At 62.4% G+C, this 24,007-nt stretch carries 23 protein-coding genes, 1 pseudogene and 1 riboswitch; of the genes and pseudogenes, 10 read left to right on the top strand and 14 right to left on the bottom strand.

Going from position 1 to position 24,007, the window contains the following annotated elements; genetic code table 11:
• Positions 1-159: 159 nt before the first annotated feature.
• On the top strand, positions 160-675 hold the full coding sequence (locus tag ACE3PP_RS12195; protein WP_374382563.1) for a single-stranded DNA-binding protein: 516 nt from the start codon (positions 160-162) through the stop codon (positions 673-675).
• 15 nt (positions 676-690) lie between these two features.
• Positions 691-1,089 carry a VOC family protein gene (locus tag ACE3PP_RS12190; RefSeq protein ID WP_374382560.1) on the top strand — a complete coding sequence of 133 codons (399 nt, stop codon included), beginning with the start codon at positions 691-693 and terminating at the stop codon, positions 1,087-1,089.
• 4 nt (positions 1,090-1,093) lie between these two features.
• Here ACE3PP_RS12190 and ACE3PP_RS12185 read toward each other — a convergent pair whose 3' ends face one another.
• Positions 1,094-2,179 carry an aromatic ring-hydroxylating dioxygenase subunit alpha gene (locus tag ACE3PP_RS12185; protein ID WP_374382558.1) on the bottom strand — a complete coding sequence of 362 codons (1,086 nt, stop codon included), beginning with the start codon at positions 2,177-2,179 and terminating at the stop codon, positions 1,094-1,096.
• 108 nt (positions 2,180-2,287) lie between these two features.
• Here ACE3PP_RS12185 and ACE3PP_RS12180 point away from each other — a divergent pair, with 108 nt between their 5' ends.
• Positions 2,288-3,175: a LysR substrate-binding domain-containing protein gene (locus ACE3PP_RS12180; RefSeq protein ID WP_374382555.1), complete on the top strand. Its 888-nt coding sequence runs from the start codon at positions 2,288-2,290 to the stop codon at positions 3,173-3,175.
• Here ACE3PP_RS12180 and ACE3PP_RS12175 read toward each other — a convergent pair.
• From ACE3PP_RS12175 to ACE3PP_RS12145, 7 genes are all read right to left on the bottom strand, one after another.
• A complete protein-coding gene (locus tag ACE3PP_RS12175; protein WP_374382552.1) occupies positions 3,161-3,961 on the bottom strand; it encodes a class I SAM-dependent methyltransferase in 801 nt (266 codons plus the stop codon). The genes ACE3PP_RS12180 and ACE3PP_RS12175 overlap by 15 nt on opposite strands.
• Complete coding sequence (locus ACE3PP_RS12170; RefSeq protein ID WP_374382549.1) at positions 3,958-4,755, bottom strand: ABC transporter ATP-binding protein; 798 nt, start codon at positions 4,753-4,755, stop codon at positions 3,958-3,960. The genes ACE3PP_RS12175 and ACE3PP_RS12170 overlap by 4 nt, the downstream gene beginning before the upstream one ends.
• A complete protein-coding gene (locus tag ACE3PP_RS12165) occupies positions 4,752-5,807 on the bottom strand; it encodes a FecCD family ABC transporter permease (protein ID WP_374382546.1) in 1,056 nt (351 codons plus the stop codon). Before ACE3PP_RS12165 ends, ACE3PP_RS12170 begins: the two co-directional genes overlap by 4 nt.
• A 5-nt stretch (positions 5,808-5,812) precedes the next feature.
• On the bottom strand, positions 5,813-6,835 hold the full coding sequence (locus tag ACE3PP_RS12160) for an ABC transporter substrate-binding protein (RefSeq protein WP_374382543.1): 1,023 nt from the start codon (positions 6,833-6,835) through the stop codon (positions 5,813-5,815).
• Positions 6,836-7,065: 230 nt separating this feature from the next.
• Positions 7,066-7,291: riboswitch (cobalamin riboswitch) on the bottom strand.
• A gap of 18 nt (positions 7,292-7,309) precedes the next feature.
• The gene (locus ACE3PP_RS12155; RefSeq protein ID WP_374382541.1) at positions 7,310-8,521 is read right to left on the bottom strand and encodes a TIGR03862 family flavoprotein; all 1,212 of its coding nucleotides are present in this window, start codon (positions 8,519-8,521) and stop codon (positions 7,310-7,312) included.
• The gene (locus ACE3PP_RS12150; RefSeq protein WP_374382538.1) at positions 8,514-9,671 is read right to left on the bottom strand and encodes a GNAT family N-acetyltransferase; all 1,158 of its coding nucleotides are present in this window, start codon (positions 9,669-9,671) and stop codon (positions 8,514-8,516) included. The genes ACE3PP_RS12155 and ACE3PP_RS12150 overlap by 8 nt, the downstream gene beginning before the upstream one ends.
• 21 nt (positions 9,672-9,692) lie before the next feature.
• A complete protein-coding gene (locus ACE3PP_RS12145; protein ID WP_374382534.1) occupies positions 9,693-10,157 on the bottom strand; it encodes a RidA family protein in 465 nt (154 codons plus the stop codon).
• Positions 10,158-10,330: 173 nt separating this feature from the next.
• Between ACE3PP_RS12145 and ACE3PP_RS12140 the strand changes: the two genes are divergently transcribed.
• Positions 10,331-11,413 (top strand): phosphotransferase, encoded by a 1,083-nt coding sequence (locus ACE3PP_RS12140; RefSeq protein ID WP_374382532.1) that lies wholly within the window; start codon positions 10,331-10,333, stop codon positions 11,411-11,413.
• A 14-nt stretch (positions 11,414-11,427) separates the two neighbouring features.
• Positions 11,428-12,741 (top strand): aspartate aminotransferase family protein, encoded by a 1,314-nt coding sequence (locus ACE3PP_RS12135; RefSeq protein ID WP_374382529.1) that lies wholly within the window; start codon positions 11,428-11,430, stop codon positions 12,739-12,741.
• Positions 12,742-12,881: 140 nt separating this feature from the next.
• Here the strand turns inward: ACE3PP_RS12135 and ACE3PP_RS12130 are convergent, their stop codons facing one another.
• The 5 genes from ACE3PP_RS12130 to ACE3PP_RS12110 form a co-directional block, all read right to left on the bottom strand.
• A complete protein-coding gene (locus ACE3PP_RS12130) occupies positions 12,882-13,517 on the bottom strand; it encodes a phosphoribosylanthranilate isomerase (protein WP_374382526.1) in 636 nt (211 codons plus the stop codon).
• Between the two features lie 69 nt (positions 13,518-13,586).
• Complete coding sequence (locus ACE3PP_RS12125) at positions 13,587-14,117, bottom strand: hypothetical protein (RefSeq protein ID WP_374382523.1); 531 nt, start codon at positions 14,115-14,117, stop codon at positions 13,587-13,589.
• Positions 14,118-14,919: 802 nt separating this feature from the next.
• Complete coding sequence (locus ACE3PP_RS12120; RefSeq protein WP_374382520.1) at positions 14,920-18,630, bottom strand: vitamin B12-dependent ribonucleotide reductase; 3,711 nt, start codon at positions 18,628-18,630, stop codon at positions 14,920-14,922.
• A 291-nt stretch (positions 18,631-18,921) separates the two neighbouring features.
• On the bottom strand, positions 18,922-19,920 hold the full coding sequence (locus ACE3PP_RS12115) for a DMT family transporter (protein WP_374382517.1): 999 nt from the start codon (positions 19,918-19,920) through the stop codon (positions 18,922-18,924).
• Positions 19,921-19,964: 44 nt separating this feature from the next.
• A complete protein-coding gene (locus ACE3PP_RS12110; RefSeq protein WP_374382514.1) occupies positions 19,965-20,963 on the bottom strand; it encodes a hypothetical protein in 999 nt (332 codons plus the stop codon).
• Between the two features lie 166 nt (positions 20,964-21,129).
• Here ACE3PP_RS12110 and ACE3PP_RS12105 point away from each other — a divergent pair, with 166 nt between their 5' ends.
• The 5 genes and pseudogenes from ACE3PP_RS12105 (at position 21,130) to ACE3PP_RS12085 (ending at position 23,351) form a co-directional block, all read left to right on the top strand.
• The gene (locus ACE3PP_RS12105; RefSeq protein ID WP_374382511.1) at positions 21,130-21,657 is read left to right on the top strand and encodes a GNAT family N-acetyltransferase; all 528 of its coding nucleotides are present in this window, start codon (positions 21,130-21,132) and stop codon (positions 21,655-21,657) included.
• A gap of 66 nt (positions 21,658-21,723) precedes the next feature.
• A pseudogene (locus ACE3PP_RS12100) lies at positions 21,724-22,083 on the top strand (NADH:ubiquinone oxidoreductase subunit NDUFA12); the annotation flags it as partial.
• A 43-nt stretch (positions 22,084-22,126) separates the two neighbouring features.
• Positions 22,127-22,603: an outer membrane lipid asymmetry maintenance protein MlaD gene (gene mlaD / locus ACE3PP_RS12095; RefSeq protein WP_374382508.1), complete on the top strand. Its 477-nt coding sequence runs from the start codon at positions 22,127-22,129 to the stop codon at positions 22,601-22,603.
• A gap of 68 nt (positions 22,604-22,671) precedes the next feature.
• Entirely contained in the window at positions 22,672-22,911 is a 240-nt protein-coding gene (locus ACE3PP_RS12090; protein WP_374382505.1) for a hypothetical protein, read from the top strand.
• Positions 22,908-23,351 carry a DUF2155 domain-containing protein gene (locus ACE3PP_RS12085; protein ID WP_374382502.1) on the top strand — a complete coding sequence of 148 codons (444 nt, stop codon included), beginning with the start codon at positions 22,908-22,910 and terminating at the stop codon, positions 23,349-23,351. The genes ACE3PP_RS12090 and ACE3PP_RS12085 overlap by 4 nt, the downstream gene beginning before the upstream one ends.
• Here the strand turns inward: ACE3PP_RS12085 and aat are convergent.
• Positions 23,291-23,974, bottom strand: a complete 684-nt coding sequence (gene aat, locus ACE3PP_RS12080) for a leucyl/phenylalanyl-tRNA--protein transferase (RefSeq protein ID WP_374382499.1) — start codon at positions 23,972-23,974, stop codon at positions 23,291-23,293. The two genes, ACE3PP_RS12085 and aat, sit on opposite strands and share 61 nt — an antisense overlap.
• Positions 23,975-24,007: the final 33 nt, after the last annotated feature.

The following is a 24,007-nucleotide window of genomic DNA, read 5'->3' as shown; positions in this document are numbered from 1 at the left end:
GGAGAGGGAGCTTTGGGCGGCATCATAGCGGCGAAAGACAGCGCTTAATACCCCTTTTGTTCTTCTCGTCTGAGTGCTAGGAAAATGGCCAACGAGGCGTTATACGAGCGCCAGTATTCGTCAGCTTCATTCAATCGGATTCCAGCAGGGGGCAGTTCCATGGCGGGCAGCGTCAACAAGGTCATTCTCATCGGCAATCTGGGACGCGACCCGGAAATCCGCTCCACCCAGGACGGGACGAAGGTGGCCAACCTCTCCATCGCCACCTCGGAATCCTGGCGCGACAAGAATTCCGGCGAGCGGCGCGAAAAGACCGAATGGCACCGCGTCGTCATTTTCAACGACCGTCTGGTCGACGTGGCCGAGCGTTTCCTGAAGAAGGGCTCCAAGGTCTATATCGAAGGCCAGCTGCAGACCCGCAAATGGACCGACCAGTCCGGCGCCGAGAAATACACGACCGAGATCGTGCTGCAGAAGTATCGCGGCGAACTCACCATGCTGGACGGCAAGGGTGAGGGCGGCGGCATGTCCGACAATGGCGACAGCGGCTATGGCGGCGGCGGCTACGGTGGTGGCTCGGGCGGCGGCGGCGGTGGTTATGGCGGCGGTTCGTCGGGCGGTGGCTCCTCAGGCGGCGGCCGCGCCGGCGATCTCGACGACGACATTCCTTTCTGACGCCACGCGGCAGCAATGCTGCATCACATTTCCTTTGGCGTCTCCGATATCGCGCGCTCGGCGGCGTTTTATGATGCTGCCTTGGCGCCATTGGGTTTCCGCCGGGTGTGGGAAGACATTCGGCCGGGTGAAGACGACCAGGCGGTGGGCTATGGCCTGACCGATGGCAACGACAAGTTTGCCATCAAGGAACGTGCGGCGGCCGATTTGGCGGCGGGACCGGGGTTTCACCTGGCTTTTGCAGCGCCCAATCGTGCTGCAGTAGACGCATTTCATGCCGCGGCTCTAAGGACCGGCGGTAGCGACAACGGTGCACCTGGCCTGCGGCCGGATTACGGCCCCCACTACTATGCGGCGTTCGTGATTGATCCCGATGGCTTCCGCATTGAGGCCGTAACCAACATAGCGCTGTGAGCGGTTATTCTGAAATGCCCTGGGTCTTCAATCCGGCGCGGACTTCGTCGTGGAAATAGCGCACGCCGAGCTCGTGCTTGGGGCTTAGGGGCCCGCGCTTGTAGATGCCGGCTTCGAGATTGTCCTGCGACTCATCGCAGATGCCGAAATCCTCGCGCACGATGTCGCAATTGGTCTTGATCGTGCTCTGGCGGCTCGCTTCCTTTTCCGGCGACGCGTCCCTGAAATAGAAGCTGTAATGGAGGCTGGTCGAGCGCGTGCCGTGCGGCACGATGCGCGATGTGTTCATACCGTCCGGGAAGATCGACAGCGTCATGTTCGGCCAGATCCACAGCCACAGGCCGCTGTAGATCGACCCCGATTTCTGCGGCGCCTTCATGATGATGACGTTGCGCTGATAGGTCGTCTCGAAGCCGTTGAAGTCGATCGCCTGGATGAGACCCGGATGGATGCCGGGGATGTGGTAGCCCTCGACGAAATTGTCGGTATAGGTCTTCCAATTGCTGTCCATCGAGAAGTCGGCCGTGTCGGTCTTGGTGAAGCTCTCCATCTCGTAAGCTTCGACCAGGGCCGGGACGTCGCCCAGGAACTCGACCAGCGGTTTGGCCTTGCCGTCGATGTTGACGAAGATGAGGCCGCGCCAGACATCGACGCGCACGGGCTTCAGGCCATGCTCTTCCTTGTTGAACCAGTCGGCCTCGCCGAAATGCGGGGCGACCTTCAGCTTGCCGTCATGGTCGAAGGTCCAGCGGTGATAGCGGCATTGCAGGACATCGCAATGGCCCTTGCCGTCGCCCACCAGGGGGGCGGCGCGATGCGGGCAGACATTGTGGAAGGCCTTGAGGCGCCCCTCGCGGTCGCGCAGCACGAAGACGCGGAAGCCGGCGATCTTGGCGCCGACATAATCGCCGGGCGCCGGCAGGTCGCTCACATGCCCGATGAACTGCCAGGTGGCGGCGAAGATCCCCCAGCGCTCGGCCTCGTAGATCGCCGGGTCGTGGTACCAGCGGGCGGGGAGCGTGAAGAGCGGGGTCGTCTTGCCGTCCACCATGCTGTGAACGGCCGATTGGGTGCCTGAATCAGGTGCCATGTGCCTATATCCCGAAAGAAGAGCGCGTGCCTATCGCGTGAGATTTAGAATGAGACTGACAATCAGATTGACGCAAGGGAATAAAACTGCACCATTTCGTCAAACTAATTGACGATTGGTGTTTTCGTGCTGCAGAGCCTCGCCCGTTTGACGGCACTCAGGACCTTCTATGCGGTGGCGCGGTCGGGTGGCGTGGCGCCCGCGGCGGACCAGCTCAACGTGACGCCGGGGGCGGTGCGTTATCAGATCCGGCAGCTGGAAGCCGAACTCGGCGTGCCGCTGCTGGTGCGGAGCCGGCGGGAACTGACGCTGACCCCGCCGGGTGCCGAGCTCTATCAGAAGCTCGGCAGCGCCTTCGACGAAATCCATCTCGCCTGCCGCACCACGCAGAATGCGCGGGTCGAAGGCGAGTTGCGCTTTGCGTGCGCGCCTGCCTTCGCGGCGCGGCGGCTCATGCCCATTCTCGACGTTTTTCTCGAACGCTACCCTTCCGTCACCGTGCGCCAGTTTCCGATCGAGGCAGCGGACGAGACGATGGATGTCATCATCTCGTTCGGCGAGCGGGATACCGTCGGGCGGCGTACCGCCATCCTGCGCGATGAGCGCTATTTCCCGGTCTGCAGTGCCGAACTCCTTTACCGCTCACCGATCCGCTCGGTCGAGGATCTGCAGCATCACACCTTGCTGCATGGTGACAGCGTCGAGGATTGGCCGCGCCTGCTGCGGGCCGGCGGGCGCAAGCAGGTGGCGCCCCGGCAGAATGTCTATCTGCCCAATTCGCATCTGGCGTTCGAGGCGGCGCGGGAAGGCTGCGGCATCGCCATCGGCAGCACCATCCTGTGCGCCGACGACCTCCGGCGCGGCACGCTGGTCAAAGCGCTCGATCTCGAAATCCCGGCGCCACATCCTTACTTCATCATCCGCCCGGGCGATGCCACAAGCTCGATCGCCGATGCATTCGCGGATTTGCTGATCGAGCAGCTAGAGCGTCCGTGATGTTGCCGGGCGTCGCGCAGAGAGGATGAACCGCCGATAGACGAATGTGCGCAGCCTGTTGCGGAGGTTCGCATTCTGCCGCTGGGCCCGTGCGATCGGTGCGTGCGACGACAGGCGGAAATCGGTAAAGCCCGCCTCCATCAACAACGGTTGAAGGCGCGCCACGGTCAAGCCATCGCCGAAGGGGAGGTCCGCCATGATCCGTGCATGCTGCTCGCTCATTGCCCCGTCGTAAAATGGATCGGCGCCTTTGATGCGATCGATCCAACCGATCAGCTTGGCTGCCATCCGTCCTCGCGCAGTGGGGTGTGCCCAGTCGCCGTCGAACATCAGGAGCTTGCCGCCCGGCCGCAGCAGGCGATGCCATTCCCGAAATGCGGCGGCCGGATCGGTGAGCGTCCAGACCAGGTGCCTGCAAACGATGGCGTCGAATCCGGCTGCCGGCAGGTAGGTATTTTCAGCGTCGGCTAGGAGGAAGCGCACCTGCTCGCCCTTCTCAAGGTGCTTGCGCTTTGCCGTCGCGAGCATCGCTTCGGAAAAGTCGAGGCCGGTCACGCGGTATCCCAGTGACAGCAGCACGCGGGTGACCTCGCCAGTGCCGCACGCGAGTTCCAGGACGTCGCGGGGAGCGTTGTCGAGATGGTTGGTGATCGCTGCCCGCCAGGCGTCAAACTCCGGCCCCGGCGGCAGGCGATGGCCGAAGGCGAGGTCGAAGGTGGTGGCGCGGTCCGACCAATACTGCCGGATTTCTTCCTTCAGGGTGTGATTGGCAAGCTGGCTCATCATGCAGCTTCGCTCGATCGCTGCGCTACGATCCGGTCAGGCAGGAAATGAAGACGAATCCCGCTTGAGCCGGGCATCAGCTGAATGTCCGCGGAGACGCCGAACACCTCGCGCAGCAATGATTTGGTCAGGACGGAAACCGGTGTTCCGTGGGCGCAGACGCGGCCTTGATTGAGGACGACCAGCGTGTCGCAGAACATGGCGGCGAGGTTCAGGTCGTGCAATGCCACGATGACGGTCAGCGGCAGGCTGGAAACCAGAGAAAGGATTTCAAGCTGGTGCTGGATATCCAGATGGTTGGTCGGCTCGTCGAGCAGCAATTCGCTGGGTGACTGAGCCAGCGCGCGCGCGATCTGCACGCGTTGCTTCTCGCCGCCGGAAAGCGTGCGCCACAAGCGCGTGCTGAATTCAGTCAACCCGACAGCGGAGAGTGCCTCTGCGACAGCAGACTCATCTATCGGTGTCCAGGGCGCCAGCGCCGAGCGATGGGGTGTTCGCCCAAGCCGCACGACATCGGCGACGGTCAAATCTGCCTCGGTCAGGACCTGCTGCTCGACAAACGCGGTTCTTTGCCCGATCTGGCGCGCGGTAAGCGATGCGATATCCGTACCCCCCAACGTGATGACGCCGCCTTCCACCCTTCTCAATTTGCACAGAAGGCGAAGAAGGGAGGATTTGCCGGATCCGTTCGGGCCGATCAGACCCACAGTCTTGCCGGCAGGTACCTCCAAGCTGACACCATCGACGATCAGGCGGCCGCCGGCGGACCAGCGAATGTCGCGAGCCGCGATACTCATATGGATCTCCTTGCGCGATAGAGAATGAAGGCGAAGGCCGGGGCGCCGAACAACGCCGTCACCACGCCGATCGGGAGAATTTGTTGTGGGATGATGGTTCGCGAAATGATGTCGGCGACGACCATGAAGAGCGCGCCGCCGAGAAAGGAGAAGGGCAGCAGGCGCAGATGCGAAGGGCCAATCAGAAAGCGCGCGGCATGCGGAATGACCAGCCCGACAAAGCCGATTGAACCGACGATCCCCACCATCGTTGCCGTCATGAGTGCCGTGAGGCCGAAAAGCGTCAGCCGGACCCGCCGCACATTTATGCCAAGCGAAGCCGCGGCATCGGTCCCGAAAGCGAAAGCGTCGAGGGCGCGCGCGTGAAGCAGGCAAACGACAAACCCCAGAATGGCGATTGGCGCCGCCATGTAAACGTCCGGCCAGCGCACGCCACTGAGGCTCCCGAGCAGCCAGAACATCACGCCGCGCGCCTGTTCAGCATTGGCCGCGGTCGTCACGATATAGGATGTGGCGGCATTGAAGAGTTGAGATCCAGCAACGCCGGCGAGGATGATCCGCTCCGACCCGCCGCCCGTACCAGCCGCCAGCAGGCTGACGACGGCGAAAGCGACGACAGCGCCAAGAAATGCGCCCCCAGAGACGGTGAGGACGCCCGCGCCGAGGCCGAGAATCATGATGCTGACGGCACCCGTTGATGCGCCGGCCGAGATGCCAAGCACATAGGGTTCGGCCAGCGGATTGCGGAGGAGGGCCTGCAGGATGACGCCCGATATAGCGAGCGCGCCACCGCAACAGGCGGCGACGAGAGCCCGGCTGAGGCGATAATCCCATAGAATCCCGAGCTCGATGGGTGAGAGGTCGGTGCTGGCACCTATCAGGTGATGGGCAATCGCCTGGTAGGTTGCGAACAGCGGTGTCGGCAGTTCGCCGATCGACATCGCCATGCCGATGGCAAGGATCAAGGCCACGACAGCCGCCAAGGTGAGCGCGGCGAGGGCGAGCGCGGCCCGAAAGCCCCGCTCGCCCTTGTCCAATGACCGGACGGCCACGGCGATCAATTGCTGAGGCCGAGAGCTCTGACGCCATTGGCGACAGCCTCAACGCCGTCGACCACGCGCAGCGACGGATTCATCGCCTGCGCATCGAGGATGACGATGTGTCCGCTCTTCACGGCTTTGAGCTGACTGGCCACCGGGTCGGTCTTCAGGAAGTTCAACTTGGCTTCGACATCGTCGGCCGGAAAGCGGCGGCGGTCCATCCGTGCCAGCACGATCACATCCGGATCGGCCTGCGCGATCGTCTCCCATCCCACGAGCGGCCATTCCTCCTCGGTCGTTACGACATTGCGGGCACCCAGTGCCGCCATGATGTAGGCAGGGGTCCCGTTCTTGCCGGCGATGTACGCATCGCCTTTGATCTCCGGGCTTGAGAACCAAAAGACCATCGAGAGACCCTTTGCCTGCGTGTCGGCGACCGAGGCAACGGCCTTGGCCGTGCGCGCCTTGAGGTCGGCAACCAATTGTTCGCCGCGCTCTTCGACGTCGAAGATTTTCGCCATGTCCCTGATCTCTTGGTAGAGGAGGGCCAAGTCGAACATTTCCTTGCGCACGCCATCTCCACCGGCCGTGTTGTCCTTGGCGACGCAATCGGCGGGGGAGATGTAGCTGGCAATCTTCAGATCATGGAACTGCTGCCGCGTGGCGACGGACCCTTGCGGGCCGACATGCCATTCATATTCCGCAGTCACCAGGTCCGGTCGTTCGGCAACGACACTTTCGAAGCTCGGATCATTGTCGGCGAGGCGCTTGATGTTGGCATTGGCGGATTCGAATTGCGGCAGGACCGGGGTGAACCAGACGGCGGTTCCGACAACCTTATCCGCCAACCCCAAGGCGTAGAGTATCTCCGTGCTGCTTTGGCCGATCGAAACGGTCCGGGTCGGCGCTTTCTCGAAGACGAGCGTTTCGCCACAGTTCTGCAGGGTGAGGGGGTATTGCGTTTTGGCAGCGGCGGGAGCGGCAGCGAGGCCGGTGCCCGCAAGGGCGACTAGGGTGAGCAAAAGAACAGAAAGGCGCATAGATATCTCCATGAATGTTATGTTATAACATAACATTATAAAATGCGATGTGACAACGGGTTAGCGTTGAGCGCTTGCCGGGGAGGGATGCGGAGAATTTGGGCGATGACCCGTTCCAGCTATTGGCCGGACGAATGCAAGCGCACGCAGGAAAGAGGAATGGCCGGCTGACCGGCACGCCAAATTTGGCGGCATATCGACGTCTCCATCTCGGGCACCCCGCCCGGTTTGAAATCCAACGCGTCGATGGCAGGTCTCCTGACTCGCGGGTCACTGCCTGGTACCGGCCTTCCCAATCCCTTTGAGGGAGATCAGTGGCCTTTGATGGGCACCAGGCTATCCGCTTACAGTTGCGGGGGCAGTCACGGTTTTGGCCCCTTCTGGGTCGTCCGCACCGTGTTCCCTATTAATCCCCTGGAATTCATCCATTGGGGAACCATCGACGCTTCTCTTAAGGGGCGAGGGGGGAGCGCGTCAAGAAGGACGCTTGAGCCAATCGGCAGCACCTTGGCCCGCCACATGACCGCTGGCAAAGCAGGCGGTGAGCAGATAGCCGCCGGTCGGCGCTTCCCAATCCAGCATCTCGCCGCAGCAGAAGAGGCCGGGCTTCGCTTCGCACATCAGCGTAGGCGACAGCGCCGCGAACTTGACGCCGCCCGCCGAACTGATCGCCTCGGCCAATGGACGCGGCGAACGGAGAGTGAGGGGCAGCGCCTTGAATGCGGCGGCAAGCACCGAGGGATCCTTCAATCGGTCCGCCGGCAGGCATTCGTGCAGCAACGCTGCCTTGATGGGCGGCAGATTGAGCGCCGATTTGAGGTGTGACGACAAAGAGCGTGACCCGCGACCGGCCAGGATGCGGGCGATTTCCTCGACCGATCGATCGGGCAGGAGGTCGAGGCTGAGGGTTGCTGCACCCTTGGCGGCAATCGCCTCGCGCAGACTGGCCGACAAGGCATAGATCAAGCCGCCCTCGATGCCGGTTTCCGTGACGATGGCCTCGCCCATGCGCCGCTGTCCGTCGAAGGTGGCGGCAATGTTCTTGAGCGCGGCGCCGGCGTGGCGTGTGCGGAGATGATCGCTCCAGGCGACGTCGAAGCCGCAATTGGCCGGGACGAGCGGGGCGACGGCGATCCCCTCGGCCGCCAGCAAGGATTGCCACGAACCATCCGAGCCAAGCTGCGGCCAAGAACCACCGCCCAGCGACAGGATCGTCGCGTCGGCTTCTTTCTCGACGGTGCCTTTGGGCGTCGCGAAGGTGAGACGGCCCGCCGCCGACCAGCCGGTCCAGCGATGGCGGACATGAATGCGGAGGCCTTGACCACGCAGCCGGTGCAGCCAGGCGCGCAGGAAGGGTGCTGCCTTCATTTCCGCCGGAAAGACGCGGCCCGACGTGCCGACGAAGGTCTCGACGCCGAGGGCTTGAATCCAGCGCCGCAAATCGTCCGGGCCGAAGTCCGCAAGCCAGGCGCCGACTTGCGCTGCGCGATCGCCATAGCGGGCGACGAAACGATCCAGCGGTTCGGAATGGGTGATGTTGAGCCCGCCCTTGCCGGCCATCAGGAACTTGCGGCCGAGCGAGGGCATGGCTTCGTAGAGATCGACCGCGATCCCGGCCGCGAGCAATTGCTCGGCCGCCATCAACCCGGCGGGTCCGCCGCCGATGACGATGGCGTGTTTAGTCATTCTCTTTGCGGAAGGGCGAGAGAGTCATGAGGCCCGCGATCTCGTTCTGCATGACGCGGCGTTCGCGGTCCAGATAGTCGGCGACGGCGGCGCGGAAATTGTCATCGGCGATCCAGTGCGCCGAATAGGTCTCGACCGGCAGGTAGCCGCGCTGGATCTTGTGTTCGCCCTGGGCGCCGGCCTCGACGCGCTTCAGCCCATGCGCGATCGCATAGTCGATCGCCTGATAATAGCAGCATTCGAAATGGAGATAGGGGACATCCTCGATGCAGCCCCAATTGCGGCCGAACAGGGCTTCCGATCCGCGCAGATTGAGCGCGCCAGCAATGGGCTGCCCGTCGCGGAAAGCCATCACCAGCACGATTTTGTCGCGCAAGGTCTGGTGCAACGCCTCGAAGAAAGCGCGGTTGAGATAGGGACGGCCCCATTTCCGACCGCCGGTATCCAAGTAGAAGGCGAAGAAGGCGTCCCAGTGCGCCGATTTGATCTCGTCGCCGCTCAAAGCGCGGATGTCGATCCCGGTGGTGGCGACGCTGGCGCGTTCCTTGCGGATGGCCTTGCGCTTGCGCGAGGCGAGGGCGCCGAGGAAATCGTCGAAGCTTTGATAGCCTTCGTTCGACCAATGATATTGCGTGCCGAGCCGCAGCAGATAGCCGTGATCCACCATGTCCATCGCCTCGTCGCGCTCGCAGAAAGTGACATGGAGCGATGAGAGGCCGGACCGTTCGGCGGTCGCCGTCAGCGCGTCGATCATGGCACTGCGGATTGCGGCGACATCGCCATCGGCGCGCACCAGCAAGCGGGGTCCTGGGACCGGCGAGAAGGGGACGGCGATCTGCAGCTTCGGGTAATAGCGACCGCCCGCCCGTTCGTAAGCTTCAGCCCAGCCATGATCGAAGACATATTCGCCCTGGCTGTGACCCTTCACGTAAAGGGGAGTCGCGGCGTGGATGCGGCCGCCATCATCTTCCAGCACCAGATGCTGCGGCAGCCAGCCGGTGCCGCGCCCGACCGAGCCGGAAGCCTCGAGCGCCTGCAGGAAAGCATGGCTGACGAAGGGGTTTTCCGCCCCCGCGCAGGCATCCCAGGCATCGGGGGCGATCGCCCCGATGCGGTCGACGACACGGGCGGTGAGGGTGAGGTCGGTCATGGCAACCGACCTCGTGCCGCCTTAAGCGATCTCGACGATGGCATCGACCTCAACAGCCAGGTTGAGCGGAAGGACGTTGACGCCAACCGCCGAACGAGCATGCTTGCCGGCCTCGCCGAACACTTCGACCATCAGGTCAGAGACACCGTTGGCGACCTTAGGCTGCTCGGAGAAACTATCGACGCAATTGACGAACACACCGAGCTTGGCAATGCGCTTCACGCGGTCGAGATCGCCGAGCGCGTTCTTCAACTGGGCGATGATGTTGAGCCCGCAGATGCGCGCCGCCTGGGCCGCCTGCTCGGTCGAGAATTCCTGGCCGACCTTGCCGATGAACTTGAACTCGCCGTTCCAGACAGTGACCTGGCCGGAAACATAGGCCGTGTTGCCGGTGATGACGACGGGCACATAATTTGCCACCGGCACGGCCGCCTTCGGCAGTTCGATGTTGAGTTCCGCCAAGCGGGCTTCGATTTTGCCGGCCATGAGATGCTCCTTCCAGGCAATGATGTTGAATTCGGCGGCGATCCTAGCGGGTCGGCCGCCGTCAATCCAGTGTGCTGGCCAGTGCGCTGGCCAGTGGGGAGGGGCGACTGGTGCAAGTCTCGCCACCCGGCTATAAGTGCTCCCCGACTTTTCTCCCGATATCGGCAGCAGACGTGAGTACCGACCAGACGATAGACGCGCCCGCACACGAAAATGCCGCCGGCTCCGGTGATGGCCAGCTAGCGGCGCCGCCGCCGGTCTTCACGACGGCGGAAGCAGAGGAACTGGCCCGGACCTATTTCGGCCTGGCGGGCACGGCGAGTCCGCTCACCAGCGAGCGCGACGCGAACTTCCGTATCCGGAATGCGCATGGCAGCCATGTGCTGAAGATCGCCAACCCGGCGGAGGCGGCGCTTGTCACCAACCTCCAGACCGAAGCGCTGCTGCATATCGCGCGGGTCGATCCCGGCATGCCGGTCCAGCGCGTGTTGCCCAGCGTCAACGGCTGCCACGAGGAAGTGCTGCGGGATGCAGAAGGCCGGCCGATGGTGCTGCGCCTTTTCAGCTATCTCGAAGGCGATCCGCTCAGCATGGTGCCGCGCTCGGCGGCGCAGCGGCGGGCGATCGGCAGCGCCCTCGCGCGCCTCGGCATTGCGCTCCGCGATCTCACGCATCCGGCGGCGGATCACGAACTGGTCTGGGACATCAAGCATGCCGGCCGGCTGCGGCAATATCTCCCCTATATCGAGGGTGACGAGCGGCGCGCCCTGGTCGAGCGGGTGCTGACGGCTTTCGATACGCATGTCCAACCGGTCATGCCAAGCTTGCGCTGGCAGTTCGTGCATGCCGATCTCAACCCGTCGAACGTGTTGGTCAAGAAAGACCGGCAGGACGAGATCGCGGGCATTCTCGATTTCGGCGACATGGTGCATACCCCGCTCGTCAATGACCTTGCGGTAGCTGCGTCTTACCAATTGGGGCTCGACGGCAATCCGCTGGCCGAAGCCGGCGACTTCATCCGCGCTTATCACGAGACCAACCCGCTGACGCCGACAGAGCTTGATCTGCTTTACGATCTGATCGCCGCACGCATGGCAACGACCGCCTGCATCACCAGCTGGCGCGCGGCACGCTATCCGGAGAACCGCGACTATATCCTGCGCAACGCGCCGCGTGCCTGGGCCGGCCTCAAGGCCTTTGCCGACCTGCCGCGGGAAAAGGCCCAAGACTATCTGCGCCACCTTTGCGGCGCCTGAAGGAGAAGACGATCATGGCGATGGTGAACCAATATGTCCCCGGCCGCGAAGGCGATATCAGCGCCGGCGACGCGGCGCTCATCAAACGCCGCGCCGAGCTCCTTGGGCCGGCCTATCGGCTGTTCTATGAAAAGCCGCTGCATATCGTGCGCGGCGAGGGCGTCTGGCTCTATGACCCCGAGGGGCAGGCCTATCTCGACGTCTACAACAATGTGGCTTCGGTCGGCCATTGCCACCCGCATGTGGTCGAGGCGCTCACCAAGCAGGCGGCCATCCTCAACACCCATACGCGCTATCTGCATGAGACCATCGTCGATTATGCGGCGAAGCTGCTGACCAAATTTCCGGCCGAGCTCAAGCATGTGATGTTCACCTGCACGGGGTCGGAGGCCAATGATCTGGCGCTGCGCATTGCCCGTTCATACACCAAGGGGACGGGCGTCATCGTCACCAAGCTCGCCTATCATGGCCTGACTCTGGCGATTGCCGAACTCTCGCCCTCGCTTGGCGACTATATCGAGCGCGGGCCGAGTGTGAAGCTGGTGCCGGCGCCCGACACCTACCGGATCGAAGGTGATGTCGGCGCCGCGTTCGCGGCCGGCGTCAAGCAGGCTCTTGCTGAGATGAAGGAGCAGGGGATCAAACCCTGCGCGCTGCTCGTCGACGGCATCTTCTCCAGCGACGGTGTCTTTCCCGGCAATCCCGGCTTCTTGAAGGAGGCCGTCGAGGCGGTGCGGGCCGCCGGTGGCATCTATATCGCCGATGAGGTGCAGCCGGGCTTTGCCCGCGTGGGCACTGATTGGTGGGGCTTCGCCCGCCACGGGCTGGTGCCGGATATCGTCACGGTGGGAAAGCCGATGGGCAACGGCCACCCCATCGCCGGCGCCATCATGAAGCCGGACGTGGTTGAGGAGTTCGGCCGCCGCTCGCGCTATTTCAATACGTTCGGCGGCAATCCCGTTTCCTGCGCCGTGGGCCGAGCTGTGCTGGAGGTGATCGAGAACGAGAACCTTCCCACCAATGCGGCGAAGGTCGGCGCCTATATGAAGGCGGGACTTGAGAAACTGGCCGAACGCTTCGACATCATCGGCGATGTGCGCGGGGCGGGGCTGTTCCTCGGCCTCGAATTCGTGAAAGACCGCAAGAGCAAGGAGCCGCTGGCGGCAGCGGCGACCCATGTCGTCAACGATCTCAGGCGCCGCAAGGTGTTGATCAGCGCCACCGGCCCCGGTGCCAATATCCTGAAGATCCGCCCGCCGCTGGTTTTCACCCAGGAGCATGCGGACATCTTCCTTGATGCGGTGGGGCAGGCGCTGGCGGGACTGTAGAGCGCGTCACATTTCTGCTGGCGTCATGCCCGGGCTTGACCCGGGCATCCAGTTTATCCGAGGAAATCTGGATCCCCGGGGCTGCGCCCGGGGATGACGTCTGAGTGTGGGGGATTTGGGGGGATGCTCTCGTCGCGCGGTCAAAGCGTGCGCAGCAATTCGTCAATCAAGGCTGGATCCTTCTCCCCCGGCGAACGCTCGACGCCGGATGAAAGATCCACGCGCATGGCACCGGAAAGCGCGATGGCCTCCCGCACATTGTCGGCCCTGAGCCCACCCGACAGAAACCAGGGCTTCGGGAAGCTTTGTCCCTGCAGGAGCTTCCAGTCGAAGCGCGCCGCATTTCCGCCGGGAAGGATGGCGCCCTTTGGCGGCGCGGCATCGAAGAGGAAGTAGTCCGCCGTCTCCTCATGAGTTTTCACAGCTTCAAGAGAAGCTGCACTGTCTATGGGAACGGCGCGAATGATCTGAATCTTCCATTTGGCGCGGAGTTCCGCTGCACGCTGCGGTGATTCCGAACCGTGCAGTTGGATGAAATCGGGCCTGAAGTGCCGAATAATCTCTTCAAAAAGAGTGTCGTCAGCGTCCGCCGTGACGGCAACGGCTTTTGTGCCGGGCGGCATGTGCCGGGCGAGGACCGCCGCCTGCTCTGGTGTCACATAACGCGGGGATGGACGATAGAAGTTGAAGCCAATATACGCAGCGCCACTCCTGGCGGCAGCGGTTAGCGCCTGTTTCGTCTTCACGCCGCAGATCTTGACTTCAATTTTCGCCATTGGCCGATCCTGGCAAGGATCTTAACCCCGTCCGACCTTCTGCAGAGAAGGGGGTGTTGTTGGCCTTCACTATGCCTCGATGGATTTGATACGGGCGCCGTCGGCCAGTTGATAGACACGTTTGGCCGCGGGGATGAACTTGAAACGTGGCGCATAGCTCGTGCGCTGGCTCTTCCCGCTTCCGGTCTTTACGTCCCGGCCAAACACGATGGTCCCGAGATCACTGGATTTCTCCTCAAACGTCAGTTCATCGACGCTGGCAAGTGTCACAGTATTCTGGCGTCGGCGCAAACCATCGATCGAGATGATTGCTCTCTTGTCAGTCAGCACATAGGTCGTCTTGCCGCGTTCATACGCCTCCCAGAAATAGCGCAGGATGACGAGATAGGCGCCGACAGCGATGAAAGGCAGGCCGAAAATCTGAAAGGAGACAGGCGCTCCCATGTTGTAGGCCTGATATTCCCAGAACAATGAGAATCCAAAGAAGAAGCAGCCGAAGAGGGAGAGAAGCGCATCCTTAGCTTCGAAGCGAAGACCGGGTGCCGGTTGGCCCTGCCAAAGCAATTTCTCGCCAGGGAGAAGAAGATGCGGATCGACCATGTCCTCTATTCCATTTGTTGTGAATGCGGAAGAAGTATCTCCTATCACGAGCCAAAAGAAAACCGGGCCCGTGATGCACACGGACCCGGTGGTCTTTGACTTAAGGCCAGTTCCAGGAGGTCGGAGGAGCGGGCGGTCTGGCTGGCCGCCCTTGATGTCTTACGTGACTCATAGTTTGCAGTTGAGGGTTCGCTAACTCCTTGAGACGTAAGACCACGTCAATAGCCTTTGACGCATAACCTGCAGCAAATTGACTCAACAGCATGCAGTAGGTTCCGGGGTCGCCTCAATAGTGATGATGGCATAGTTCGGGTGCAATGCCACACAACGTCATTCAGCAGAGAAATGGCTACGTCACCGAGATGCTACTGCGAGCGGAAAGATCGCTTCGGAGCGGGCGTGCCATGTATTTCCTCACGAACTTGTTCCAGCCAAACAAGGCGCTTAAAGAACGATTTGCGGCCCTGACTTGTGCCGCCGTTCAGGAAACCCCATTCGCATTTCGCGATCTCGGCATTTAGATTGCTAAGAGGCATCTTCCGAACTTCATCTACGGTATCGGCGGTGCCCGACCTGTTCCTGGTCATGCCGATTTCCTCCTTGAAGTTATTCCAGAAGAGCTCGGTTCGAAGAACGAATCTACCGCGCCAGGTATTTCTAATTGGCCCCCCAGCGCCTGGCTGGGCATCTGGGGGGTGTTTCTCAACCTACTGCACGCTGTTGTGTCATTTACTGCAAGTTATGGGGCCATTTCCCATAAACTATGTGTCACAGCGGATGATGAGACCTCGTCAGAACCCTCTTAAGAGCAGCCGCTGGTCGAGCCACAGGTGGTGCACTTCATGCAGGTGCCGTTGCGCACCAGGGTGAAGTTGCCGCACTCGCCGCAGGCGTCGCCTTCATAGCCCTTCATCTTGGCTTCGCGGATCTTTTCGAGCCGCGTGTCGACCGCCTGTACGACGGCAGCGCCGACCGTGGTCATGCTGGTCGCAACCGCGATGGTCGCCATGCCGTTGCCGCCGCCATTGCCGCCACCGGTCGCCTGCGAGACCTGGGTGTGCTGGTGCTCGTGATCATGGTGATGATCATGCGCCAGGGCGGTGTTGCCGGCGATCATGCTGGCGTTCTTCAGCACGATGAGGTTCGAACGCACGAAGCCGCTGGAGGCGATCTTCTTCACGGCCTCGACGCCGCGCTCGAGCTTCTCCGGAATGGCCTGCTCGTCGGCGCCCGTGCCCATCGCATCCGGATAGAGGTCCGAGGGCTGCACGTGGGCGAGGTCGTTGCGGCCGAGATAAGAAACCGCCAGTTCGCGGAACGTGTAGTCGAGGATCGAGGTCGCCATCTTGATGGCATCGTTGCCTTCGACCATGCCGTTCGGTTCGAAGCGCGTGAAGGTGAAGGCCTCGACGAATTCCTCGAGCGGCACGCCATATTGCAGGCCGATCGAGATGGCGATGGCGAAATTGTTCATCAGCGAGCGGAAGGCGGCGCCTTCCTTGTGCATGTCGATGAAGATCTCGCCGAGCTTGCCATCCTCATATTCGCCGGTGCGCAAGTAAACCTTGTGGCCGCCGACGATGGCCTTCTGCGTATAGCCCTTGCGGCGCTCGGGCAGGCGCGAGCGGCCCTTCTCGACGATGCGCTCGACGATCCGTTCCACGATGCGCTCGGCGACGATCGGTGCCCGGGCCGCGGCCGGCGCGTCAATGACATCGTCGACCGTGTCGTCGTCACCCAGCACCGAGGCCGAGAGCGGCTGCGACAGCTTGGAGCCGTCGCGATAGAGCGCGTTCGCTTTGATGCCGAGCTGCCAGGAGAGCAGGTAGGCCGATTTGCAATCCTCGACGGAAGACTGGTTCGGCATGTTGATGGTCTTGGAGATGGCGCCGGAGATGAAGCTCTGCGCCGCCGCCATCATGCGGATGTGGCTTTCGACCGACAGGTAACGCTTGCCGATGCGGCCGCACGGGTTGGCGCAATCGAACACCGAGAGATGTTCGTCCTTCAGGAAGGGAGCGCCTTCCAGTGTCATCGCACCGCAGACATAGGTGTTGGCGGCTTCGTATTCGGCCTTGCTGTAGCCCAAGGCCGACAGCATGTCGAAGGCCGGGTTGGCGAGCTCTTCGGCCGAGAAGCCGAGGGCGGCTTCGCAGAAGCCTTCGCCGAGGTTCCACTTGTTGAAGACGAAGCGGATGTCGAAGGCGGATTCGAGCGACTTCTCGACCTTCTCGATCGTTTCCTCGTCGAAGCCGCGGGCCTTCAGGCTCTGATGGTTGATATAGGGCGCGTCCTTCAAGGTCGCGTGACCCACCGCGTAACGCACCATCTCATCGATCTGCGCCTCGGTGTAGCCGAGCGTCGTCAGGGCGTCCGGCACCATGCGGTTGATGATCTTGAAATAGCCGCCGCCGGCGAGCTTCTTGAACTTCACCAGGGCGAAGTCGGGCTCGATACCGGTGGTGTCGCAATCCATGACCAGGCCGATCGTGCCGGTGGGCGCGATCACGGTCGACTGCGCGTTGCGATAGCCGTGCTTCTCACCGAGAGCCAGGGCTTCGTCCCAGGCGCGGCGCGCGGCCTCGACCAGACGGGTGTCCTTGCAGTTCTTGGCATCGAGCGCCACGGGGAGAACCGACAGGCCCTCATAGCCCTTGGTTTCGCTGTAGGCGGCGCGGCGATGGTTGCGGATGACGCGCAGCATATGGTCGGCATTCTTGGCATAGCCCGGGAAGGCACCGAGCTCGCCCGCCATCTCGGCCGAGGTCGCATAGGCGATTCCGGTCATGATCGCGGTCAGGGCCGCCGTGATGGCGCGGCCTTCCTCGCTGTCATAGGAGAGGCCCATCGACATCAACAGACCACCGATATTGGCGTAGCCGAGGCCCAGCGTGCGGAACTCGTAGGAGAGCTGGGCGATTTCCTTCGACGGGAACTGCGCCATCAGCACCGAGATTTCGAGCACGATGGTCCACAGGCGCACCGCATGCTCATAGCTCTCGATATCGAAGCTGCCGTCTTCGCCCTTGAACGTCATGAGGTTCAGCGAGGCGAGGTTGCAGGCCGTGTCATCGAGGAACATGTATTCCGAGCACGGATTGGACGCGTTGATGCGGCCGGATTCCGGGCAGGTGTGCCATTCGTTGATGGTGGTGTCGTACTGCACCCCCGGATCAGCGCTGGCCCAGGCAGCCTGACCAATCTTTTCCCACAGGTCGCGGGCCTTGATGGTCTTGTGCAGCTTGCCGTCGGTGCGGCGGATGAGATCCCACTCGGCATCCTTCTGCACGCGCTCGATGAAGTCGTTCGAGATGCGCACCGAATTGTTCGAGTTCTGACCCGACACGGTGAGATAGGCTTCCGAATCCCAATCGGTGTCGTAGGTCTTGAAGTCGATCTTAGAATAGCCTTGGCCGGCGAAGTGCAGCACGCGCTGGACGTAATTGTCCGGCACGCCGGCCTTGCGGGCGGCGCGGATGGCGCTCTTCAGCGCCGGGTTCGCCTTGGGGTCGAGCTTGTCGGCGCCGGTCCCTTCATGGGCGGCCTTGATCACCTTGTTGAGGTGCTCGTTGCAGGCCTTGGAGCCGGCGACAAGGGCGGCAACTTTCTGCTCCTCGAGCACTTTCCAGTCGATATAGGCCTCGATATCGGGGTGATCGAGATCGACCGTCACCATCTTCGCGGCGCGGCGCGTGGTGCCGCCCGACTTGATGGCGCCGGCAGCGCGATCGCCGATCTTGAGGAAGCTCATGAGGCCGGAGGAACGGCCGCCGCCCGACAGCTTCTCGCCGTCGCCGCGCAGCTTCGAGAAGTTCGAGCCGGTGCCCGAACCGTACTTGAAGAGGCGCGCCTCGCGCACCCACAGGTCCATGATGCCGCCTTCGGAGACGAGATCGTCGGCAACCGACTGGATGAAGCAGGCATGCGGCTGCGGATGCTCGTAGGCCGAGGCGGAGAGGGTCAGCTCGCCGGTCTTGAAGTCGACATAATGGTGGCCTTGCGCCGGACCGTCGATGCCATAGGCCCAGTGCAGGCCGGTGTTGAACCATTGCGGGCTGTTCGGCGCACCCATCTGGCGCGCCAGCATGAAGCGCATTTCGTCATAGAAGGCGAGGGCGTCTTCTTCCGTGTCGAAATAGCCGCCCTTCCAGCCCCAATAGGTCCAGGTGCCGACCATGCGGTCGAACACCTGCTTGGCGCTGGTCTCACCACCGAAGCGTTTTTCGGCCGGCAACTTCACCAGCGCTTCCCGGTCAGCCTCGCGGCGCCACAGGAAATCCGGCACGTCGCCTTCAACGACGGGGCGCATCGCGGCGGGGACGCCGGCCTTGCGGAAATATTTCTGCGCCAGCACGTCGCTCGCCACCTGCGACCAATCTGCCGGGACTTCAATGTCCTTCAGTTGAAAGACGATCGAGCCGTCCGGATTCTTGATCTCGCTCGTCGTGCGGCGGAACAGAATCTCGGCATAGGGTGACTGGCCGGCTTTGGTGAAACGACGAGCAATCCGCATCTTTTTGGCCCCCGAAAGTGATCTTTATCTGGCATCACGAACCGAATCCTCGCCCCTTCGCAGAATCTGGTTCAGCAAAAAGGGGTAAAGGATTGGTTCGGCGCGCCTATATCTAGTCGGCTAGACCGGCGCCGTGACCAGATATTGATCCCTCAAGGCGTTCAGCGGCAACAGGAAAATATCAATATTTGGTGATTATTAATCTTGACGCCCATAGATGTTGAGGAACCTCCCGGTTTATGGGCGTTTCTCATGCGTGCCGCACCGCAAAATGCCGAAATTAATCGATTCTCATTTTTTGTGACGGACGGCGACGCTCGAAAAGATGATCGATATCAATAGGATGATGGTGCCGATCCATTGCTGCGCCGATGTCGCCTCGGCTAGGACTAGGGTCGCCGCGACCAGGCTGATGGCCGGTTCCAGGTTCAAGGTCATGGCCGTTTCGGTCGGGGACAGGGTCTTCATCGACGCGAACCAGCAGATCATGGCGGTCACATAGCAGGCGGTCGCCCCCAGATAGCCGACCCAGCCAAGACCGCTTTGCGGCAGGGCCACGCCGCCGACGATGGCGACATAGAGGGTGGCAAGGCCGATCATCCACAAATTGGCCCAGAAGTTCATGACCCGTGAATCGACGCCGTCGAGATAGGCCCCACCCCAGGTGACGAAACCCGCTACCCCCAGGGAGGCGATGAGGGCGAGGGCCGCTCCCCGCCAGTCGAGCGAGATCTGCGCCGGGTCGAAGGCAATGCCGGCAAGGTCGACGGTGAGGCCGATATCGCGCCCCAGGGCGATGACCAGGCCAGCAAAGGCCGTCACCAGCAGCAGGGCGCGCAAGGGGCTGATCTTCTCCCGGCCAGAAAGAGCGGCAAAGACCGCGACCAGCAGCGGGTAGGTATAAAGAAGGATGACGGCAAGGCTTACCTTGATGAAGGCGACCGAGCTCAGATAGCCGACCGACATCATCATCAGGCAGATGGCGATCCAGAAAGTGGCGCGGAAGTTCCGTTGTGGCAGGCGGAACGTGCCGCCCCCGGCCCGCAGCACCAGGAAGAGCGTGAGGGTGAGCGCCGTAAAGCGCGACCAGACCAGCAGCATCGGGGTCGCCCCGCCCTGATAGGCGAGGCTGGCGAAGGTCGTGATGAGGCTGACGAAGACGGTGCCGATCAGCAGCAGGCCCAGCGCTGCCCAATGGCCGCGGCCTTGAGCAAGAGGTTGGTCGTTCAGGATGGATCCCCCGGGAAAGAATGCGCCCGCTTTGCGCGGATCGGCGTTGATGCCGAACATGGAACAAAGCGGGCGCAGCGTCAAACGACGCAGAGGGTGGGGGATCAGTCGACGAGCTTCTGCGTCGTGATGCTGACCAAGTCGACATCCGTCCAGGCACTGAGTGCAATCTGGCTGGTCTCCGGGTCTGGCCACGGCCAGCGCACGGTCGCTTGATGGTGCAAGCCGATCTCGATCAGGTAATGCGCCTCGGCGTCGGCCACGAAGCTATGTGTCATCGGAGCGAAGGCGATCTCCTCGCGTTCGGTCGAATAGCCGGTGCTGCGGTTGAGCGTCATTTCCTTGAACATCAAGGCCGAGGGCGTATTGTTGACCACCGGTGAGCGGGGCGGCGGGGCGTAACGCGGCGGTACTGGCTGCTGCTCAGGCGGCAGCAGTGTGAAGGCCCGTATGTACATCATAGCCTGGATATCGACGAACTTGGCCAAGAAGGCGACCGGCGGTTCGCTATCCGTGACCCTCATGGCCCAGGTAATATTGAGGGCCGGCAGCTTCACCTTGGCCAGGCACAACCGGCCATCTTCGTTGTGCGTCGGGTTGAAGGTGATGAAGAAGGCCGAACTCGATGAGAAGGTCCGCTCCCGCTTGTCGCCGGCCGGAATGAACACATTTGTCATCAATGCCCCGCTGGCGCGCGGGTTGCCGGCGGGCTCAATCTGCTGCCCGTCAGCCAGTGTTTCCTGATACTGGTATTCGAACCGGTTGCTGCCGATACGGAAGGCACGCAACGCGTCATTGGGCTGGTAGACCCTTGCCAGACGTTTGAGCAGTTCGGGATTGGGGTGGGTGAAGGGCGAGCGCATGCGTAAGCCGCCGGCGGGGCCGTCACGAAAGGTCATGGTCGGGGCGCGTCCGGGTGCGTATTCAACGCCGTCGCCAAAGGCGAGCATGCCGGCCCGGGCCAGACTGATCAGGCCTATGACTTCCGTGGCTGAATACTGTTCCTTCATGTCGATCTTAAGGTCGTGCGCGTGGTCAGGAATCTTGCGTTCAAGCATGATCAGCCTTCCTTTGATTGCTCCCTCCAGGCGCTTGGCGCACAAGAGAGGAGCGTTGCGACGGGGCGGAGGCTATGAATAAGCCCTGCAACCGGCAATTGATGATCGTGTGAATTGTGGGGGCGGTCACAGCTTTTGTGCCGTGCTGAGATGCCGATGGGTATGATGCCAACCACGGTGTGTATCCAGCGCACAGGATAGCTTTCGAACCATGTCAGCAGATTCGCTCCTCAGCTTTGGCCGCGCCGACACTGCGGACGTGCCGCAGCTTGTGAACCTGATCCATCTCTGCTTTGCCGAGCTTGCCGTCCTGACGCCCCCGTCGGGTGCGGCGGGGGAGACGCTGGAGAGCATCAGCGCTCTTCTAGAGAAAGGCGCCATCTTCAAGGCGCTGGCGGGCGACCAATTGGTGGGCTGTGTCGTCGCCGAGGATAAGGGCGCGGAAATCTATATCGGTCGCCTCGCGGTCCGGCCCGATTGCCGCCGCCAGGGTATCGCCGGGCAGCTGCTGGCAGCGGCCGAAGACTATGCCCGGGCGAGGGGCGCGGCGCGGCTAACCCTCAACGTCCGGCTGGTCCTCTCTGGGAACATCCGCCTCTTCGAAGGGGCGGGTTACCGGGTCACAGGGCAGGGGAGTCATCCCGGATTCGCGGTACCGACCTTCCATATCATGCAAAAAGACCTGACTTTTCAGGGGTGGTCCGCCGTTCCTTGCCTGTGCGGAAGCCCGATTGTATAGTCCGGCCCGAGCAATTAACCCCCGAATTCAACCCGTTGCCCCCTTTGGGCAACCCAAACGGCGAATGACAGAATGAGCATCGGCACCCGCCTCTTCACCTGGCTGAACGGCGAACTCGTCGGGACGGACGAATTTGGCAACAAATACTATGTCCATCGGCGTACCAAGGGCCAGAAGCGGGAAAAGCGCTGGGTGCTCTATAAGGGCGAAGCCGAGGCGAGCCGCGTGCCGCCGGAATGGCACGCCTGGCTGCATGCGACCACCAAGAACCCGCCGCTGAAGCGCGCCGAGCCGAAGGATTGGCAAAAGCCGCACGAGCCCAACCGCACGGGCACCTCGCTCGCCTACCGCCCGCCCGGCCATACGCTGCAAGGCGGCCAGCGCGCCAAGGCCAGTGCCGATTACGAACCCTGGCAACCGGCCTGAGTTGAACGGCGTATCGTCAGCGGGCAAGGGGGAAAGCCGGTCCATGCAGCGTAATGTCCTTGAAACCATCATGGGTGCCGTGGTGCTTGTGGCCGCGGCAGCCTTCCTTTGGGTCATCTATAGCGGCAGCGGCATCAAGGAAGACCGCGGCGGCTATACGCTGACCGTGCGCTTCGATCGCGGCGGCTCCGTCCTGCCGGGTACCGATGTCCGCATCAGCGGCGTCAAGGTTGGCGCGGTGACGGCCCAGGATTTCGACCCGAAGATGTTCCAGGCGGTGGTGACGCTCAACATCCGAAAGGATGTGGAATTGCCCAAGGACAGCTCGGCGATCATTACCAGTGACGGCTTGCTCGGCAATTACTACATCAAGCTCGAACCCGGCGCCGAGGATGCGATCCTCAAGGACGGCGATGAGATCGCCTATGCGCAGGGGGCCCTTGATTTGGTCGAATTGATCAACAAATTCGTGGTGGGCGGTTCGTCCGCGCCGAAGCCGGAAGAATCGGCAACGCCCTGATCGGCGGCAGGCTCTTCGGCGTCGGGCTTTTACCCGGTGCCGGTTGCCCGCAAGGCGGAAAGACGCAAATGAGCAACGACAAGGCCAGCAGCGGTTTCGAGGTCCCGGTCTGGAAACAGCCGGACGGCCAGCCCGTCTCGTGCCTCGAAAAGGTCAAAGTCCTCAACCAGAATTTAGTCGAGATTCGGCAATTGGCGCAGGACGCGCTGGAAGATGCGGTGCTGATGGGCTGTGACGAAGCCCAGATTCGCGCCGTCTTCTACGATCTCGTCACGAAACTCGAGAATCCCTACGGAAAGAAGTCATGAAGTTCCTGATGGCTGTTGCAGCGGTGGCGCTGTTGAGTGCCGCCGGCATGCAGGCGGCCCACGCGATCCCCGAGGAAAATGTGGTGCTGCGCGCGATGGACAAGATCACGGCGCGCGTTTCCACCATCACCGTGCCGGTGGGCGGGACAGTCGCCTTCGGCTCGCTGCAGATTACCGCCAAGGCTTGCGACAAGCATCCGCCAGAGGAAACACCCGAGGCGTCGGCCTATCTTGATGTGGTCGAGGAAAAGCCGGGCGAGGCGCCGCAACCGCGCTTCCAGGGCTGGATGTTTGCTTCCAGCCCCGCCCTCTCGGCGCTGGAACATCCCGTCTACGATCTTTGGGTCCTCGATTGCACCAACGATGCGCCGGCTGCGTCTCAACCGGCTGAATCCGCGCCCAGCAAATCCAGCACGACCGAATCCGGCACGTCGCAATAGAAGCTCGCCGGCCGCGCCAGGGCGGCGTTGAGCTGCTGCCGGTAATCGTCGCGGGGGATTTCCACTGCGCCGAAGCGGCTGAGATGCCTGGTGACGAATTGCGTGTCGAGCAGGCTGTAGCCGCCATGCTTCATCCGCGCCACCAGATGGACCAGGGCCACTTTGCTGGCATCGGTCGCCCAGCTGAACATGCTCTCGCCGAAGAAGGCGCCCCCTAAGCTGATGCCGTAAAGGCCACCGACCAGCTTCTCATTCTGCCAGACTTCGACGCTGTGGGCGTGACCCATCAGGAAGAGCTGCCGGCACAGATCGAAGATCGTGTCGTTGATCCAGGTCTGCGCGCGGCCCGGGGCCGGGGTCGCGCAGCCGTCGATGACGTCCTCGAAAGCCTGGTCGCAGGTGACGCGGAATTGATCGTCGCCGCCGGCCAGGGCCTGCCGCACGGTCTTCTTGAGGCTGCGGGGGATGTGGAAGCTGTTGAGCGGCAGGATGCCGCGCTGCTCGGGGTCGATCCAATAGAGCTCGGGATCGTTGCGGGCCTCCGCCATCGGGAAGATGCCGATCGCGTAGGCGCGCAGCAGCATGTCCGGCGTGATCTTCGGCGGTCTGACCCTGTTGGACATCGGCACCTCTTCTGTCCGGGTGAACCCCACGGC

This window comes from Dongia sp. (assembly GCF_041910485.1).
In the GTDB taxonomy this organism is placed as follows: Bacteria; Pseudomonadota; Alphaproteobacteria; order Dongiales; family Dongiaceae; genus Dongia.
The sequence above is the reverse complement of the archived record's forward strand: the minus strand, read 5'-3'. Positions and strand labels throughout refer to the sequence as shown.

What these genes read in the sequence shown, in the direction of transcription:
- ACE3PP_RS12125 (WP_374382523.1), bottom strand. Translation starts at nt 14,117, where the DNA reads ATGGTCGATCCGCATCTTCTTCTCCCTGGCGAGAAATTGCTTTGGCAG.
- ACE3PP_RS12090 (WP_374382505.1), top strand. Translation starts at nt 22,672, where the DNA reads ATGAGCAACGACAAGGCCAGCAGCGGTTTCGAGGTCCCGGTCTGGAAA.
- ACE3PP_RS12190 (WP_374382560.1), top strand. Translation starts at nt 691, where the DNA reads ATGCTGCATCACATTTCCTTTGGCGTCTCCGATATCGCGCGCTCGGCG.
- ACE3PP_RS12120 (WP_374382520.1), bottom strand. Translation starts at nt 18,630, where the DNA reads ATGCGGATTGCTCGTCGTTTCACCAAAGCCGGCCAGTCACCCTATGCC.
- ACE3PP_RS12170 (WP_374382549.1), bottom strand. Translation starts at nt 4,755, where the DNA reads ATGAGTATCGCGGCTCGCGACATTCGCTGGTCCGCCGGCGGCCGCCTG.
- ACE3PP_RS12115 (WP_374382517.1), bottom strand. Translation starts at nt 19,920, where the DNA reads ATGTTCGGCATCAACGCCGATCCGCGCAAAGCGGGCGCATTCTTTCCC.
- mlaD (WP_374382508.1), top strand. Translation starts at nt 22,127, where the DNA reads ATGCAGCGTAATGTCCTTGAAACCATCATGGGTGCCGTGGTGCTTGTG.
- aat (WP_374382499.1), bottom strand. Translation starts at nt 23,974, where the DNA reads ATGTCCAACAGGGTCAGACCGCCGAAGATCACGCCGGACATGCTGCTG.
- ACE3PP_RS12085 (WP_374382502.1), top strand. Translation starts at nt 22,908, where the DNA reads ATGAAGTTCCTGATGGCTGTTGCAGCGGTGGCGCTGTTGAGTGCCGCC.
- ACE3PP_RS12195 (WP_374382563.1), top strand. Translation starts at nt 160, where the DNA reads ATGGCGGGCAGCGTCAACAAGGTCATTCTCATCGGCAATCTGGGACGC.
- ACE3PP_RS12145 (WP_374382534.1), bottom strand. Translation starts at nt 10,157, where the DNA reads ATGGCCGGCAAAATCGAAGCCCGCTTGGCGGAACTCAACATCGAACTG.
- ACE3PP_RS12150 (WP_374382538.1), bottom strand. Translation starts at nt 9,671, where the DNA reads ATGACCGACCTCACCCTCACCGCCCGTGTCGTCGACCGCATCGGGGCG.
- ACE3PP_RS12130 (WP_374382526.1), bottom strand. Translation starts at nt 13,517, where the DNA reads ATGGCGAAAATTGAAGTCAAGATCTGCGGCGTGAAGACGAAACAGGCG.
- ACE3PP_RS12175 (WP_374382552.1), bottom strand. Translation starts at nt 3,961, where the DNA reads ATGATGAGCCAGCTTGCCAATCACACCCTGAAGGAAGAAATCCGGCAG.
- ACE3PP_RS12155 (WP_374382541.1), bottom strand. Translation starts at nt 8,521, where the DNA reads ATGACTAAACACGCCATCGTCATCGGCGGCGGACCCGCCGGGTTGATG.
- ACE3PP_RS12105 (WP_374382511.1), top strand. Translation starts at nt 21,130, where the DNA reads ATGTCAGCAGATTCGCTCCTCAGCTTTGGCCGCGCCGACACTGCGGAC.
- ACE3PP_RS12160 (WP_374382543.1), bottom strand. Translation starts at nt 6,835, where the DNA reads ATGCGCCTTTCTGTTCTTTTGCTCACCCTAGTCGCCCTTGCGGGCACC.
- ACE3PP_RS12185 (WP_374382558.1), bottom strand. Translation starts at nt 2,179, where the DNA reads ATGGCACCTGATTCAGGCACCCAATCGGCCGTTCACAGCATGGTGGAC.
- ACE3PP_RS12135 (WP_374382529.1), top strand. Translation starts at nt 11,428, where the DNA reads ATGGCGATGGTGAACCAATATGTCCCCGGCCGCGAAGGCGATATCAGC.